This window comes from Alistipes megaguti, assembly GCF_944320325.1.
GTDB classification, from domain to species: Bacteria; Bacteroidota; Bacteroidia; order Bacteroidales; family Rikenellaceae; genus Alistipes; species Alistipes megaguti.
This window is the reverse complement of record NZ_CALUHA010000017.1, coordinates 41258-57623: the sequence shown is the minus strand read 5'-3', so window position 1 is coordinate 57623 and position 16366 is coordinate 41258. Positions and strand designations below refer to the sequence as shown.

11 protein-coding genes and 1 pseudogene are annotated in these 16366 nt (G+C 58.3%); 5 read left to right on the top strand and 7 right to left on the bottom strand.

Annotation, left to right across the window (positions count from 1 at the left end; genetic code table 11):
* Positions 1-428 (top strand): hypothetical protein (locus PUQ42_RS06150; RefSeq protein ID WP_273371987.1); only part of this gene is annotated, 428 nt, incomplete at its 5' end.
* Between the two features lie 316 nt (positions 429-744).
* Here the strand turns inward: PUQ42_RS06150 and PUQ42_RS06145 are convergent.
* Positions 745-1593: a phosphodiester glycosidase family protein gene (locus PUQ42_RS06145; RefSeq protein ID WP_273371984.1), complete on the bottom strand. Its 849-nt coding sequence runs from the start codon at positions 1591-1593 to the stop codon at positions 745-747.
* A gap of 283 nt (positions 1594-1876) precedes the next feature.
* On the opposite strand from PUQ42_RS06145, the gene PUQ42_RS06140 reads away from it, so the two are divergent.
* The 4 genes and pseudogenes from PUQ42_RS06140 (at position 1877) to PUQ42_RS06125 (ending at position 5935) form a co-directional block, all read left to right on the top strand.
* Positions 1877-2317, top strand: coding sequence for a LexA family protein (locus tag PUQ42_RS06140; RefSeq protein ID WP_273371982.1), 441 nt, complete (start codon positions 1877-1879; stop codon positions 2315-2317).
* A gap of 6 nt (positions 2318-2323) precedes the next feature.
* Positions 2324-2434 (top strand): annotated as a pseudogene (locus tag PUQ42_RS06135) (Y-family DNA polymerase); the annotation flags it as partial.
* A 562-nt stretch (positions 2435-2996) separates the two neighbouring features.
* Positions 2997-4721, top strand: coding sequence for a group II intron reverse transcriptase/maturase (gene ltrA / locus PUQ42_RS06130; RefSeq protein ID WP_273371980.1), 1725 nt, complete (start codon positions 2997-2999; stop codon positions 4719-4721).
* A 65-nt stretch (positions 4722-4786) separates the two neighbouring features.
* A complete protein-coding gene (locus tag PUQ42_RS06125; RefSeq protein ID WP_337956028.1) occupies positions 4787-5935 on the top strand; it encodes a Y-family DNA polymerase in 1149 nt (382 codons plus the stop codon).
* A gap of 167 nt (positions 5936-6102) precedes the next feature.
* Here the strand turns inward: PUQ42_RS06125 and PUQ42_RS06120 are convergent, their stop codons facing one another.
* Genes PUQ42_RS06120 through PUQ42_RS06095 form a run of 6 tightly spaced genes read right to left on the bottom strand, consistent with a single transcriptional unit; the run spans position 6103 to position 16305 of the window.
* Positions 6103-7584, bottom strand: a complete 1482-nt coding sequence (locus tag PUQ42_RS06120; RefSeq protein ID WP_273371979.1) for a BACON domain-containing protein — start codon at positions 7582-7584, stop codon at positions 6103-6105.
* 22 nt (positions 7585-7606) lie between these two features.
* Positions 7607-9043 carry a BT_3987 domain-containing protein gene (locus PUQ42_RS06115; protein ID WP_273371976.1) on the bottom strand — a complete coding sequence of 479 codons (1437 nt, stop codon included), beginning with the start codon at positions 9041-9043 and terminating at the stop codon, positions 7607-7609.
* A 30-nt stretch (positions 9044-9073) separates the two neighbouring features.
* A complete protein-coding gene (locus PUQ42_RS06110; RefSeq protein WP_087405318.1) occupies positions 9074-10264 on the bottom strand; it encodes a LamG-like jellyroll fold domain-containing protein in 1191 nt (396 codons plus the stop codon).
* An 8-nt stretch (positions 10265-10272) separates the two neighbouring features.
* Positions 10273-11367: a glycoside hydrolase family 18 gene (locus PUQ42_RS06105; RefSeq protein ID WP_273371973.1), complete on the bottom strand. Its 1095-nt coding sequence runs from the start codon at positions 11365-11367 to the stop codon at positions 10273-10275.
* 12 nt (positions 11368-11379) lie between these two features.
* Positions 11380-12948, bottom strand: coding sequence for a SusD/RagB family nutrient-binding outer membrane lipoprotein (locus tag PUQ42_RS06100; protein WP_273371972.1), 1569 nt, complete (start codon positions 12946-12948; stop codon positions 11380-11382).
* A gap of 12 nt (positions 12949-12960) precedes the next feature.
* Positions 12961-16305 (bottom strand): TonB-dependent receptor, encoded by a 3345-nt coding sequence (locus tag PUQ42_RS06095; protein WP_420534951.1) that lies wholly within the window; start codon positions 16303-16305, stop codon positions 12961-12963.
* Positions 16306-16366 lie beyond the last annotated feature (61 nt).

Below are 16366 nucleotides of genomic sequence, written 5' to 3'. Positions count from 1 at the left end.
TATTGTTTGAAATCACTCTTTTTCAAGAGTGGAAAACTTTAGCTGCTCAATCACTTCAAAGAACGCTGTTCGTATATGGCTATATGAACAATTCCTTATTCTTGCGGGGTTCCGATCGCTTCTCTCAGCCCTCCTTCGCCCCTGGACTGACCGCCGTTTTTTCAGCGGAAAGTGGTGCAAAGATAAACACTTTTTTTGAAACCTCCAAATCTTTTTTCAAGATTTCTTTTCGATTCGAAAACTTCCAGAACCCTCTCACTCGCATCTCGGCCATCGCTGACCTAAGCGCGGACTGCAAAGGTAAGAACCTTTTCCGAATCTTCCAAATCTTTTCGAAAGATCTTGTCAAAACGTCTCAGAACCTCGTCACTTCGGTCGAAATCCCGCGGCTGCAACCGCCGTCTCTCTCAAAGCGGGTGCAAAGATAAACACTTTTTCCCGTCCCCTCCAAATATTTTCCACACTTTTTTTGCCCCTCCTTTTGCCCAAATCGCAAACTCCCCTATCATTCAAATAGTTACTTATGAAAAAATTTTAGAAATGGAATCGACTACGAAGAGGCCAAAATCAGGATCGTATACAGGGAATCCGGGAAAAGGTTCCCTCCGCCTGTCGTCCGACTGCGTATCAAAAACGGAAGGGGCCCCAAATAAAAAAGGGATACAAACCAGTTGCACCCCTTTGCAATACGATCTCAAAACCTTAAAAAGCGGCTTGACGACGTCGCCAATTCAGCATCGGCTGCTAACGGATTCCGGTAGCGACAATGCAGTTGGGCACGCCGCGTTCTCCGGCATGGTCGAAACGGTGATTGTCGTACGGATGGTTGAGCACCCCTTCCCGCGAGGTCCAGAGGGTCGACGAGCCTCCGCCGTCGAGATTCAGCGCCTCGACCAGCCCCAACTGCCGCGCGATAAAGGCCTCTTCGGCAATCGTCACACCGTCGGCCTGTCCCTTGAAACGACCGTCGATGACTGCCATGACGACAGTACCGTCCGCCCGCTTTCCGATCAGCGTCCGGGGATTACGGCCCGTATAGAAGGGATCCTCCGAATCATAAACGACCACTCGGCCGTCAGCCACCAGCACGGGTCCGGCCGCCAGCGCCGAGCGGTAACGACGCATGACCTGGTCATAGTCGGCCGTATCGCAGCGGAAGATCTCCATGCGACGCCCCTTCCGGTCCTTGAAAGCCACCACTCCGTTTGTGCGCATCAGCTCTTCGGGAGTCGTGCGCCCCATGATCCGACCCTCGTTCCAGACGAAGGTCACCGGTTCGAAGGTCTTGACATTGAAATAGCCGCCGTTGACAGCGATATCGGCATCGGCCCCGCTGCCCAGTTTACTCGTGATTTCGGCCCGTCGTTCGAGGCAAAGAATCCGGGTCTTAAAACGCCGCGGCGGGTAGCTCACCACGGCAATACTCTGCCGCGAATCGAAAAGATCGACTTGCGCATAGCGGCTTTCAGCGCCGTTTCCCAGATCGGCAATCTGCCAGGCGGCCGACGCCAGGGCTGCCGAGTCCGCCGGAGTCTGGGCCTGCATCGAAAAAACGGAGAGGAGCGCCAGGGCTCCCAGGAAGAATCGCATCATGATGGCTGAAGATTTGGATATTAACGTCCACAAATTTAGGAATTAAAATGAATCCTCCAAATCGGCCGATTTTCCTGAAACAACCTTCGGAGCTGGCAACGCACCTATTGTCAACGGCTTGCACGCCTCGTTACAAAACCATGAATCCTGTCCTGACACCTCCATCGAGGCTGTGATCCGGTTGTCCGTCGGCCTTCGGGTGAAGAAAAACGATGCGGCGCGATCTTCGCATGGGAATTTTGCGTACTTTCGGGGAGCGAAACGACACGCCCCCCACAACGAGATGGACAACAAGATCGAAAAACTCACTTTTCATGCGCCGGATCTCTCCACCCGGCAGGAGATCCCCGTGGCGGGCGGCGAAGTGAAGGCCGGCTTTCCTTCGCCGGCCGACGATTTTCTCGACTCGCCGCTCGACCTGAACCGCGAACTGGTCCACAATCCCGCCTCGACCTTCTTCGTGCGGGTCTCGGGCGACAGCATGGCCGGCGACGGAATCGGCGACGGTGACCTGCTGGTGGTCGACCGCTCGGTGGCCCCCTACGACGGCTGCATTGCGGTCTGCTACGTCGACGGCGAGTTCACGGTCAAGCGCGTGCGACTCGAAAAGGGGTGTGCCTGGCTCCTGCCCTCGAATCCGAAATATCGTCCGATCCGCGTTGATGCGGGCAACGAATTCCTTGTCTGGGGCATCGTCCGCCACGTCATCAAAACCTTCAAATAGGCAACCATGTACGGGCTCTGCGACTGCAACAACTTCTACGCCTCCTGCGAGCGGCTCTTCCGGCCTGATCTCGTGGGACGTCCCGTCGTGGTGCTCTCGAACAACGACGGCTGCGTGCGACTTGTTGCCTGTGAAACAGATAAGCAGGCGTTTATCGACTCTGGTTGATGAATAACTGATAATCTGGTGTAGAGTGCGATTCTCTATCGTCTTGATGAGCGGACGAAAACACTTTCCCTATTGGTACAGGATGGCAACCTGTATCGGTGAAGCGGGAATGAAAGCGGGTAAGGCGTAATCCGGACGACGATCCCCGCAAGTGTGAAAGTATGCGTAAGAATGCTGAATCCATATAATCATCGATACGTTGACCAAGCCTACCCGGAATATCAGGCTTGCCCAAAATGGGAACGATTGCTGGACTGTGATAATTGCATGACCGATTACAGTCGCTCATCCACACGGCGATCCGGTGAACAGTGGGACGCTAACCTTTCGTCAAAACAGATTGTCGGAACAAGTTAACCATACGTCGGTTCTGCCCTTGGCAGTAGGCAGCCAGCCATATACCGGCGCAAGGGAGGATGGGGTAAGAAGCTAACGCTTGCGGGAAAGCCGCAGAATATGCAGACGTACCCCCGTTGTGTTTTCATAAATCTATCAAGTACCAGTTAAAACGATGAACACGGATACACATCCGATGTATGAATGGAAAACATTGCCTTGGAGTAAAATCGAAAGGTGTGTTTTCAAACTGCAAAAGAGGATTTACAAGGCATCTCAACGCGATGACATCTATCAGGTGCACAAACTTCAAAAACTTCTTATCAAATCCCGTTATGCCAAGCTATTGGCAATACGGAAAGTAACTCAGGATAACCACGGTGCGAAAACCGCCGGAGTGGATGGTGTAAAATATCTGACCGGCAAACAGCGCATGAGGCTATCCGAAGAACTCGGTCTGCATCATCGCGCCAAACCGCTACGCAGGGTATGGATACCCAAACCGAACTCGACCGAAAAGCGTCCTCTCGGCATTCCGGTTATGCGAGACAGAGTGCTTCAGGCGCTTCTGAAACTCGCTCTGGAACCAGAATGGGAAGCGAGATTCGAGCCAAACAGCTATGGTTTCCGCCCCGGGCGGTCGGCACAAGATGCGATCGCAGCCATATTCAACTGCATAAATCAACGTGCGAAATGGGTCCTCGATGCTGATATTGAAAAGTGTTTCGACAGGATAAACCACCAAAAATTGCTGGATAAGGTCAATACAATACCTTTATTCCGTCAAATGATTAAAGGGTGGCTGAAAGCCGGGATACTTGAATCCGATGTTTTTTCTGAAACCGAAGCCGGGACACCGCAAGGTGGGGTTATTTCTCCTTTACTTGCAAATATTGCCCTGCACGGAATGGAAGAATATCTTGGACGAATATTCAGGATCAGGAGGATCGGAAATGGCAAATTCAGTCAGAAGATCACATTTATCCGTTATGCCGATGATTTTGTGGTGATACATCAAGACCGGGAGGTACTTGAACAATGCCGTAAACTGTTGGATGAGTGGTTGGCAGAAATCGGACTGGCGATGAAACCGTCCAAAACACGATTAGTACACACCTTGCATTCAATAGACGACAGTAAGCCTGGCTTTGATTTTCTCGGAGTGACCGTAAGGCAGTTCCCTGTCGGACGTACTCATACCGGAACGGATCAGTGTGGCAATCCTCTGGGGTATAAGACGATCATCAAACCCTCGAAGAAATCCCAAACGCGACACTATCAGCGTATGAAGGAGATTATTTACCGGCAACGGGCATCTCCACAGGAATCACTTATACACGAATTGAATTCCGTAATACGCGGATGGTCGCTATATTATGCAGGACAGGTATCGAAAGACGTCTATTCCCGCATGGATTTTCTGTTATTCAAAAGTTTATACCGCTGGGCTACCCGCCGCCATGGAGGTAAACACAAGAAACGGATTGTCCGTAAATATTGGAGACTCGAAAAGGGACGATGGCAATTTGAAACCCGAAAAGAGGTTAAATTACAGTACCATAGTTCGACACCCGTTGTCCGTCATGTGAAAGTAAAAGGGAACCGTTCTCCGTTTGACGGAGATTGGATTTACTGGGGCAAACGACTCGGTAAATATGGCGGCCTCACGTCACGAAGGTCGTCGCTACTTAAACGGCAAAACTTCAGATGTGCGTATTGTGGGTTATCGTTTACGGCAATGGATTTGATAGAAGAAGATCATTTGTTACCTAAAATAGTGGGAGGTAAGAATGATTTGCGTAACTGTCAGTTGCTTCATCGCCATTGCCACGATCAGAAAACAACGGTCGATGGCAGTTATGAAGCTCGCGGTAGCGGAATACAACGAGGAGCCGTGTGAGGTGAAAGTCTCACGCACGGTTCTGAAGTGGCAGTCGGGAGAGTGATCTCCCGACTGACCATAACATCATCGCCCGATCTAACGAGGCCAAGGCCCTCGGCATCGGCATGGGGCAGCCCTTCTACCAGATCCGGCCGCTCGTCGACCGCGGGCAGGTCACGGTCTTTTCGGCCAACTTCGCCCTCTATGGTGACCTGTCGCGCCGCGTGATGGCGACGCTCCGCTCGCTGGTACCCGGCATCGAGGTCTACTCGATCGACGAGGCGTTCTTCGATCTGCGGGGCATGGCCGAGCCGCTCGACGAACTGGGCCGCACGATCGGCCGCACCATCCGCCGGAACGTCGGGATTCCCGTCAGCATCGGCATCGCCCCGACCAAAACGCTGGCCAAGATCGCCTCGAAACTGGCCAAGCAGTATCCACGCCTCAACGGCTGCTGCTACATGCACCGGGAGGAGGACATCACGAAGGTGCTGCGAAAATTCCCGCTGCAGGAGGTCTGGGGCATCGGCCGGCGTCATGGACGGATGTTCGACCGCATGGGGTTGCGCACGGCGCAGCAGTTCGTCGAACTGCCGCAGGAGTGGGTACGCGCCCGCATGGGCGTCACCGGGCTGCGCACCTGGAGCGAACTGCAGGGCGCGGAGTGCATCTCGTTCGAACATATGCCGCCCCGCAAACAGCAGATCACCATCTCGCGGAGCTTTCCCCACGAAATCTACACCCTCGAAGAGCTGGACCGCATCGTGGCCGAATTTGCGTCGATGTGTGCCGAGAAACTTCGTGGTGAAGGTTCGGTCTGCTGTGAAGTGCAGAGCTATCTGTTGACGAATCGGCATCGTGAGGATCAGCCGCAGCGCTATGAGACGAGCCTTCAATTGTTGCCGGAGTCAACCAACAGTACACTTGAAATTGTGCGACAGGCCCGCATTGCCCTGCGACAGGTCTTCCAGCCGGGCTACGGATACAAGAAGGCGGGCGTGATTCTCTCGCAAATCACACCGGCTACGGGAATGCAGCGGTCGCTCTTCGCCGGGGATTCGCACGAGAAGCAGGCGCGGCTGATGAAGGTGCTCGACACGGTTAACAAGAGCTACGGCAAGGGGAAAGTCGTCGTGGCGGCACAGGGGACCGAGCCCTTCCGCATGAACCGCGAGCACCTCTCGCCGCGCTACACGACCTCCTGGGACGAGCTGCTGGTGGTGAAGGCCTGACGGCCGCCGTCCGGGACCGTTCAGCGTAACCGCTCTCCATCGCGTCTCTCCTCCGACCATACCGATCCGCCGCCCCCCTCCACGCCGCCGCCCTCCACGAACGAGGCCGGCCCATTGCAGGGCCGGCCTCTGCCGTCTCCGGTCAGTTCTGCGGGAACCTGTCGGGATCAATCAACATATTCGATCTTGGCCGTATAGTCCTTGTCCACCGACACAGTCCCTTCCTGCGCACGACGCATCCTGATGACCATCTTGCCGTACTTGCAGTAGCGGGCCTTCACCGTGGTCAGGGCCGGACAATCCGAGACGTCGAGCAGCGTCAGCTGGGAGTTGTTCGACACGTCGACGGTCTGGAGTTTCGACGACGACACCCGCACGCCGCTGGAGTAGATCGGCGGACGCCCCTGCGTCATCAGGCTGCCCGACAGGCTCAGCGTCGTGAGGTTCACATCCCCGAGGATGATCTCCTCGAGCGGGTTGTAGGACATCACGACGGTCTGCAGTGCCAGGTTTTTGCTCAGATCCAGATGCGTGATCTGGTTCATGGCGCAATAGAGCGTTTCGAGATTCTCGAACGCCTCGATACCGGTCAGATCGGCGATCTGGCATCCCGGGATGAAGTTGATCGAGGTGGCGGCCAGACCGACCTCGGTCAGTTCGCACGAGGTGCTCGAGGCATCGAGGATGAAGCCTTCGCTGAACAGCGCATCGCGGAAGTTGGCATCGGGGATCTCGACGAGCTGCGCATTGGGGTTGAACTGGCTGATGAAGAGCGAAGCCTCCAGGTCACCGTCCGTCTGCCGGAAGGTCACCGTGGCATTGCGCGACGACTTGCCGGCCGCCACATCGAAGGTCAGCACTTTGGACTCCAGCGCCCGTGTTCCGGGCTGCTCGACGAGCGTCACCCAGTCGCACGTCTCGGGAATGTCGATCGTATAGGGGACATTGGCCAGCACCTTGACCTCGATCCGATGCGCCTCAATGTCCTGGAACTCGAAACGGTCGGGCGTAAGACGGATCCCGACATTCTGCTCTTGAGAGACATCGACCGTCACCGGCTCCATCCCTTCGGCCTCAAAGATGATCCGCGCCTCACGCGGCCCGTAGGTGTCGTTGGCCGGCACCTCGAAGTAAAGCCAATCCTCCGATACGCCGCGTGTCAGGTCGCCATTGTGGTCCACCAGCCAAGGAGTCTCGCTCTCGACGCGGTAGGTATAGTCGAGATTCGACGCTACGACCAGCGTCACGTCGCCGCCCTCGGGTCCGAATCCGAACTCGCGCTGCGACCCTGCATCGAACAAACTGCTCGGCTGCTGGCTGACGGTCAGATCGACCGTGCGGCTGCCGCAGACGAACGTGAAGGTTTCGCTGCGCAGGTCGTAACCGGAATTGGGATCGGCCGTGAAGGTGACCACATCGCCGTTCTGGCCGCGCTCCACCGAGGGGTGGCACCAGGTTTTGCGGCCGGCGAGCCGCCACTCGCCCTCCGACTGAACCGTGACGTCGAACGATTCGCCCGCCGCCTTGAAATTCAGCTCCGTACAGTCGATCCCCACCCGGCCGCCATTGTCGTTGGCGACCTTCGAGTCATCGTTGCCGCAGGCGGTGGACAGAAGCGCCGCGGTCAGGAAAAATATCCATTTTTTCATTGTCATTCGCAGTTTTAGGTCATTACTCCCAGTCTTTGGTGAACAGTTCGCCCGTGAAGAGGATCTCGTCGTCGTAGAGCTCCGCGGCCATCATGCCGAACATCTCCGTATAGTCGTAGGGGCGCATGTTGTAGAGCAGATTGACGCCGTAGCCGTCGTTACGGAGCTGACGCATGCGCAGTTCGCTCGGGATCTGGTTCGAGGCGCCGCTCGTGATCGAGATGTCGTACGGGAAGGGGCCCCACTGCGACTTCTCCATGCCGAGGAAATCCTCCCAGCCGTCCAACAACGTATTGCCGTACATCGAATAGTAGGCATAGTCGACAAAGTCGCCGGGGGTCATGCCGCCGATCCGCTCACTGAAGTCCATGTAGCGGCCGATGTGGTAGACGGTCAGCAGTTTGTCGGGCATGGCGCGCTTAACCTCATAGCACAGACGCGCGTAATTGGCGGCCGACGGCTCCTCGAGGCCCTCGGGAGCGGTCCAGTTCGAATCCTCGTAGTAGCTGGCATACTCGTCGTCGAAGTCAATGCCGTCGAGCCCATAGGCGTCAACCACGCTGCGCAGCTGGGCCGCAAAGTCGGCCGCCTGCGCGGCCGAAAGGTTTGCCGGTCCCACATCGGTGTGGTTGCCCAGAATCGAGAGGCAGACCTTGATGCCCAAACGCTGCAGCGGAGCGATGTAGGTCTCCCGATTTTCGAGAACATGGGTCACATTCTCGTTCATATGGATGTAGGCCCGCTTCGAGACGGCATCGTAGTTGATGTTCGCCGCGAAGATGTTGACGATATCGACGATGGGCTTGCCGCTGTTTTTCAGCGTATACTGGGCAGCATTGAGCGGCGAGCAGTCGTTGACCTCGACATAGACGATCGTCCGTATGCCGCTCTCCTTGGCGCCGTCGGGACGGGCGCCGCCGTTGCGCACGACAAGCAGATGCCAGTCGGCGCCTTCATCCATGGCCACCCCGTCGGTTGAGACACTCGCACGCAGCGGCACGGCATACTCCACGGCGGGATCCACCCGCTCGTCCGTACGAAGCGTCACCGCCATCGGATGGGGCCGTTTGCCGGGAGCGACAACCAACTGTCCGTCGTCCTCGATCGAGAGCAGCTCTGCGGGGAAAAGTTCGTAATCGGTCCCCTGCTCCTCGTTGTAGCTTTCGAGCAGAGAGGGGTCGAGCTCGAGGCTCGCATCCACGGCCTTGCGGGGATTGCCCGTCAGACCGAACTGGAATTCCACGACGGCCTTTCCGTCGTAGACCTCTACCGACGAGACGCTCTGCGAAGCATCCGAACGCCGCAGATAGCCGAAACTGCGATCCGTTTCGTTCCATCCCGCCGTATCGCCGCCCGGGAGCTGAATCTCCTCCGAGCAGGCCACCATCGCCACGGCCAGCAGCAGCATGAACCGCGCTGCTGCCGAGACGATTGCATTCTTATCTATTCTGAAGATCATGTTATGCTGTTTTAGGAAGTTTCCGACACACTATTTTTCGGGCAGTTCGACCTGCGTCCACTTCATTCCTTCGGGAGCCGTGGCATCGTTGCCGTAGGGCGACCAGTCGCGGACGACATTGCCGGCTCCGTCGTTGAATTTCCAGTAGGCCACCAGATTCTCCGAGGCGGGATCGACCGTATAGAAGTGGTCGGGCGCCGCGATCTCGTCGGCCGTGAGCACGCGGTTCCAGATGCGCACCTCGGCAATCTCACCGGCCAGTTCGCGTTTCCGCTCATAGGAGTATCCGATGTGGAAACCGCGCGTGGACTGCTCCTGATCGATGGCGGCATAGGTACCCCAGTTGACGGCGCCGTATCCGCACGTGCCCGAGGACTGGAGTTTTCCGTTGACATAGATGCAGAGCCTGCCGCTGTCGTAGGTCACGGCGATGTGTACCCACTCGTTGACCGGCAGGGCATTGGCGGCATTACCCACGGTGGGGAATTTGGCATAGGAGCCGTTGGTCACCTGAATCTGGTCCGAAGGGAACGAACTGTCACCGACGCGGATCAGGAACTTGCCCTCGACACCCATCAGGGTGGTGATCTCGCGGTCGAAGTTGCGGAAGCGGACCAGCGCCTCGGCCGTCATCTGCGTCATGGACGAGACGGGCGACGGATCCTTCCATTCGACATCGAGATAGCTGCCCTCGATATCGCCGACGACATTGATGAGGGCCGCTTCGCGGATCACGAAGAAGTTCACGCTGCGCGACGTGAGGATGTCGACGCCCGAGGCTTCGGTCAGCCGGACGGGAAGCACATAGGTCTGATCCTCGGAGAAATCCAGGGCGTCAAGGCCGACGAAGTTCACCGTACACTCCGAGGCGGAGACTCCACCGGCGGGGATCTCGGCCGTAGGATCGTCCATCCGGAAGTTCTCGGCCGGCAGCGGCAGGGCCGCGGCGGCATTTGCATCGTTATAGAGAGATACGAGGCTCTCGTCCGCGCTGTAGGTGAGCGCCACGGGCTCGTCGACGGGCTTGGCCGTGCGGGCAGCCAGAAGCCCCTCCAGTTCGGAGGTCTCTCGCTCGACGAGCAGCCGGACGGGCGTCACGTCGGTCATGAAGACGCGGTTGTCGAATGGCGTACGATCGGGATCCTCGCGCTTGCACCCCGACGCCAGCACGGCGGCCGTCAGCACGACCGTGCCACAAACAGTTGCATAGGATGATTTCATCGGATGAGTCAGTTATTGGGTGAAGGATTCAGGATGTCGATCGCCTTCCGCGTATTGCGGAAGATGAGTCCCGTATCGAAATAGTCGTTCTGGATGTTGTCGATCAGCATGCCGCCCTTGCGTCCCGTGCGGGAGGGTTCGAGCAGCCATTCGGCCGTAGCCGTCAGGGCGCTCTGCAAGCCGAACTCTCCGCCGGCGCCCAGCGCATCGGGAGCCGACACGGCCAACAGGATGCGGTCGGCCGCAAATCCGGCGTTCTCCAGCCGGAAGAAGGTCTCGGCGGCCGATCCCATGGCAGAGGCACCGCGGCCGTCGGCCAGCAGATAGTCGCAGCCGTCGGTCAGCGTGCGATCGTCGAGCAGATCAAGGCTGCCGCCCAGCAGCAGCAGTTTTGCGGCATGACCTTCGCGCCACCGGGTTACCGGACCCAAGAAGGCCTCGCGGCGCGCCTCGAGACGGGCTCGTTCAGCCTCGCCCACGAAGTCGAGCGACGGACCGTCGAACCAGACCACCACGCCGTCGTACCCCCACTTGTCGCACAGACCGAGCGCATAGTCGACATACTCCGCACAGAAGGCCGGGAATCCGTCCGTCTGCGGCTCATCGGCGGTCGGCCCGCCTTCCCCGTCTCCGTTCTCTCCATCGGCCGCGGACGTTTCGCCGTCGGGCTCCTCACCGGCATTCTCTTCGGGCTCTTCGGCCGCCTGAGAGTCGTTCCAGAGGGCCTCGACGTAAGAGTAGGCCACCTCGCAGAGATACTTCGTGGCATAGGCCTCGCGCATTTCGCGCATTTCATCCAGCTCCCGTTCGCACAACGAGTCGGGACGGGCCAGGATAACCATGTCGATGCTGTCGGGCAGCGCGTCAATATGCTGCGGACGCAGCGAAGGCACCTTCACCGAGTTGTCAAAACGGCCGAGCACCAGCTGGTGGTCCGAGGCGCGGAATTCGCGCACGGCCGCCTCGTACATGGCCTCGGTGGCCGCATCGGGGCGCTGCGATCCGGTATCGAGCGGACGGATCTCCGTCCAGTCATCACACGCGGAGAGGGCGACCGTCACCGCGAGCAACAGCGTTTGAGATATGATGTGTTTCAGATTCATAAGGGCAGAGTTTTATTGCTTGTTGGTCGTATCCCACCAGAGTCTCGTGGCCAGGTTGTCGGGACCTTTCAGGTACTCCGAAATGGCCTGCATCAGATACTGGCGGTTCTCCTGATATTCGCTCTCGGGGTAGCGCATCCGTCGGGCTCCGGCCTGTTTATCGGTAATCTCGCTGCCATAGCTGTAGACGGCCCCCATCAGACGGGGATAGCCCGTACGGCGGAATTCGGCCCAGCCTTCCTGCCCCAGCGGGAAGCAGGCGATCCACTTCTGGGTGATAATGCGTTCGAGATTCTCCTGCAGGGCGGCCTCATCGTCCCACTGCACACAGATCGACGTGCCGGGAGTACCGTTGTTGGCCGGAGTCTTCGGATCGATGTAGGCCTGGGGGGCCGTGGTCCCTTTCAGATAGTTGTCGGCACCGGCACTGCCCCACTGCTCGAACGAAAGCCGGACACCCGTCTCATACCAGTCCCGGGCGTCGGACGGAGTGCCATACCAACCGCGCAGCGCCGCTTCGGCCTTGAGGAAGGCCACCTCGGCGGCATTCATCCACAGCAGATGCGTATAGAGGAACGAGCCCTCCTCGATATTGACGTTCGAGAAGCTCTTGGCCTCGGAGTAGGTCGGCAGGCCGGTGCGCACCCCAATGTAGTCGTTCTCCTCGTCGGTGAAGGTCGAAAGGGTGAAATACTGCTCGCGGCGCGGATCGTTGTAGCCGTTCATGAAGGCCGTGATGTCGGCCCCGACACGCGAGTCACCCTTGTTGTACTCGTAGGCCACCACGCGCAGCGGGTGTTTGGTGACCGACATCCAGGCATTGTCGTCGTTCGAGCTCATCGTTCCGACCGAATGGGTGATGGCAGCCACGGCCTGGGTCTTTGCAGTCTCGGGCTCCACCGAGGAGAGACGCATGGCCAGCCGCAAGCGCAGCGAGTTGGCCAGCTTGATCCACTGGATAATTTTTCCCGAATAGACCTTGTCGGCATAGGCGCTGAAGGTTTCGTCCTTATGCGCGGTGAGGACCTCGATGGCATGGTTCAGCTCCTCGAAGAAGCGCAGGTAGACGTCGCGCAGCGAATCGTAGGGGGCCTCGGTCTTGCCATCGGCACCGATCTGCGAATAGGGAATCGGGCCGTAGATATCGGCAATGCGGTGCATGGCGGCGACCTTCAGGATGTCGGCCACGGCCAGCAGCACCTCGTTGTCGGTTCTCGACTGGAGATTGCCCAAATTGATGAAGACGTTGGGAATGGTGTTGTTGAAGGTGTACTGCACCCAGAACTGCTGCGGGTCGAAGGTCGAGAACTTGCCCGTCCAGGCTCCCGAGTCGGCCAGATAGCCGCTGTAGGATCCGCCCATCAGACACTCCACATACTGATAGTGGTTGGCGTCGGTGGGGATCACGCATCCCTGCATGGCTACCAGCGTCGAACGGAGCATGTAGTCGTCCTTGGCCATGTCGTCGGCCGTGGCCTCATAGGGATTGGTATTGTCGTCCTGATAGTTGGCCGTGCAGGCGCCGAGCAGCATCGCCGCACAGCAACCCGCCAGGGACCAACCGTATAATCGTTGTTTCATGGTCCGGAAGGTTTAGAATTTGAGACGGAGATTGAAGCCGATGTTCCGCAGCGAAGGCATCATGAAATAGTCGATGCCCTGGTAGTAGTTGCCCGTGGTGGCCACCGATTCGGGATCAAACGGCGCCTGGCAGTAGATCATCCAGAGGTTGCGGCCCACCAGCGACAGGGTGATTTCGCACACGTCGCCCAGCTTCTTTTTCGGGATGGTGTAGCCGATCGAGGCCTCCTGCAGGCGGAAGTTCGTAGCCGAGTAGGTATAGTACTGCGGTACGCCGTCGCCCTTGGCCACCGTATCATACCAGACGAAGGGCGAGATGCGGTCTCCGCCGTTGATCTCGACATAGCCCCGGTCGCGGGCCTCGGCCGAGGACTCCGAAACGCCGTAATAGTCCATGGCAGCCTGCGTACGCGAGAAGACCACGCCGCCCAGACGGGCCGAGAGCATGAATCCGAAGTTGAAGTTGCCCCACTTGAAGTCGTTGCGCCAGGCCATGTTGGCCTTCGGGAAGACCGAGCCGAGCTTGATGTCGTCGACGTTGTACTCCACCTCGATCGAGCCGTCGGCGGCCGTGTAGATGTTTCCGTCGCTGTCACGCTTCAGGTCGGCAATCGAGTAGAGGTCGCCCAGCGAACCGCCCTTCTTGAGGATGAAGCGGGCCTGTCCCAGACCGCCGATGTTGAGCCGGTCCTTGGTGATGAGCTGTCCGGTCTCGGGGTGGCGGTAGTTGTCGACCAGTTCGAGGATCCGGTTCTGGTTCGACGAGAGGGTGAAGTTCGACGACCAGGCGAATTTGCCCCACTCGTTGCTGTAGCCCAGCGCCAGCTCGACACCGCGGTTGCGCACCGATCCGGTCTGCACGTAGAGGGTCGAATATTTCGACGAGACGGAGATCTGCGGATCGAACGTCTGGTTATAGGTCTTCGTGTTGTAGTACGAGACGTCGAGGTTGAAGTGACGCAGGAAGCGCATCGTCAGACCCACCTCCCAGGAGTCCGTACGCTCGGGTTTGAGATCGTACATCGGGTAGTTCGACTTGTCGACCCACACCTTGTTGGCATTGTCCCACTCGTAGGTAGGGTTGGCCAGGAAGCGGGCGAACGGCAGACCCACCGAAGCCCACGATCCGCGGACCTTGATGTAGGAGAGCTCCTCGGGCATGTTCGGGATCAGCTGCGAGACGACCACCGAACCGCCGACCGAAGGATAGAAGAACGACGACTTGACGGATCGCGGGCCGGCCAGCTGCGAAGGCCAGTCGTTGCGGCCCGTGAGCGTCAGATAGTAGGTACCCTTGTAGCCCACCTCGGCCGAGGCGAAGACCGACTGCGTCTGTTCGGCCCATCCGGCCTGCGAACGCTGCGTGGTGGCGTCGTCCAGCTGGAAGACGTTGAACAGGTTCGGGATTCCGTCGTTGCGGATCGGGCCGCGGACCTTGTCGGCATCCTGCGACATCTTCGAGAAGGAGCCGCCGATGTTGGCATTCAGCGTCCAGTCGTCGCCGAACGACTTGTTGATCGTCACCAGCAGGTCGCCGTAGGACTGTTGATCCTGCGTGACGGTCTTGCCGTAGAGGCCGTTGTTCGACCCCTCGGTGATGGTCGTATTCGTCGAGGCGTAATACTTCTCCGTGTAGTTGTTCACGGCGTTGTCGATACGGATTCGCCCGGCTACCGACAGCCAGTCGAGAATCTTGTAGGAGAGCGAAGCGCTCAGCATGTAGCGTTTGCGGTCATTCTCGCGCAGGTTGCGGTAATTGATCCAGTAGGGATTCTGCATGGCGTAATCGTCCGACTGGACCCAGTTCTGCGTGTAGATCTTGCGCGAGGGGTCGTAGAGTTCGAAAAGACGCATGTACTCCCAGTCCTCGCCGCGCGGGAAGAGGTAGGCCGATACCAGCGGGTTCGAATAGACACCCTGATTGGTCATGTTGCGGTCCTGCTGCATGATATACGAGGCGCCGATGTCGAGCGTCATGCGGTCCTTGAGGAACGAGGTCGTATTGCGGGCCGTGAAGTTGTAGCGGTCGTAGGCATTGTTGGGCACCACACCGCGCGAATTGACGGCCGAAGCCGACAGATAGACCTGGTTACGGTCGTTACCCGTCGAGAAGGAGACGGTCTCGGTACCGATCACGCCGGTCTGGAAATAGTCCTCCACGGGGTCGTATCCCGAACGTTCGGCCGCCGTGAGGAGCTTGCCCCAACTGCGGTCGGTGCTGTTTGCGCGGGGGTCGCCCGTGCCGTAGCGGTTCTGGAAGGCGGGAGTGACCAGCGGCGAGGAGACCTCGGTGGTGCTCGTAACGGTCAGCGACGTAAAGCCGGCCTTTCCCTTCTTGGTGGTGATGACGATGGCGCCGTTCGAGGCGCGGCTTCCGTAAAGGGCCGCAGCGGCGGCACCCGTCAGCACCGACACCGATTCGATATCCTCGGGGTTGATATCGGCCACGGCCTCCGATGTCCCGGCCGAATCGAACTCCGTACCGCCCTCCCCTGCCAGGTTGTACATCGGCACACCGTCGATGACATAGAGGGCGTTCGACGACTGGTCGATACCCTTCGTTCCGCGCATGACGACCTTCGAAGCGCCGCCCACACCCGACGACGAAGCATTGATATTCACGCCGGCGACCTTGCCGTTCAGCGAGTTGATGAAGTTGACATCCTTGTTTGCGACGATATCCTCCGAGGCGACCTGCTGGACGTTGTACGACAGGGCCTTCTCCGAGCGTTTGATGCCCAGGGCCGTCACCACGACGGCATCGACCGTCTGGGCCTGTTCACGCAGGGTGAAGTTCACCTCCGAACGGTTTCCGACGGCCATCTCCACGGGTTCGTAGCCCAGGAAGTTGACCACCAGCACGGCGGGGGTATCCGATGCAGGGATCTGCAGTTCATAAGCGCCGTCGACATCGGTGCTCACACCCACGGTGGTCCCCTTGACAAGGACCGAAGCCCCGATGACGGGCATTCCCGTCACGTCGGTCACCACACCCCGTACGGATGCCGGGCCATAGCTCGGACGGGCCGAGGGCGAAAGCAGGATCACCCCGTTCGGTTTGATCTGATAGGAGATGTTCGTCCCCGCAAAGAGTTTCCCGAGAGCCTCCTCCAGCGGACAATCGGTTACATGGATGTCCACCAAACGACTGAGATCGATATCGGGATTGGGGACGAAATGGTAGTTGGTTTGCGACTCGATCTGCCGGATGAATTCCGTCAATTCGGTTTGGGTGCCCTGAAGAGTCACCCGGGTTTTGCGCTCCTGGGCGGCGGCTTGTCCACCGCACAACATCAGGGCCAGCAGACAGAATGGCATGAACAGCTGTTTGATTTGAAGAATCAAATTATTATTCATACTTTTGTATTAAAGTTCATTAGTAGGTTTCTCTTTGACTATTGGACCTTTTTTCCGCGCA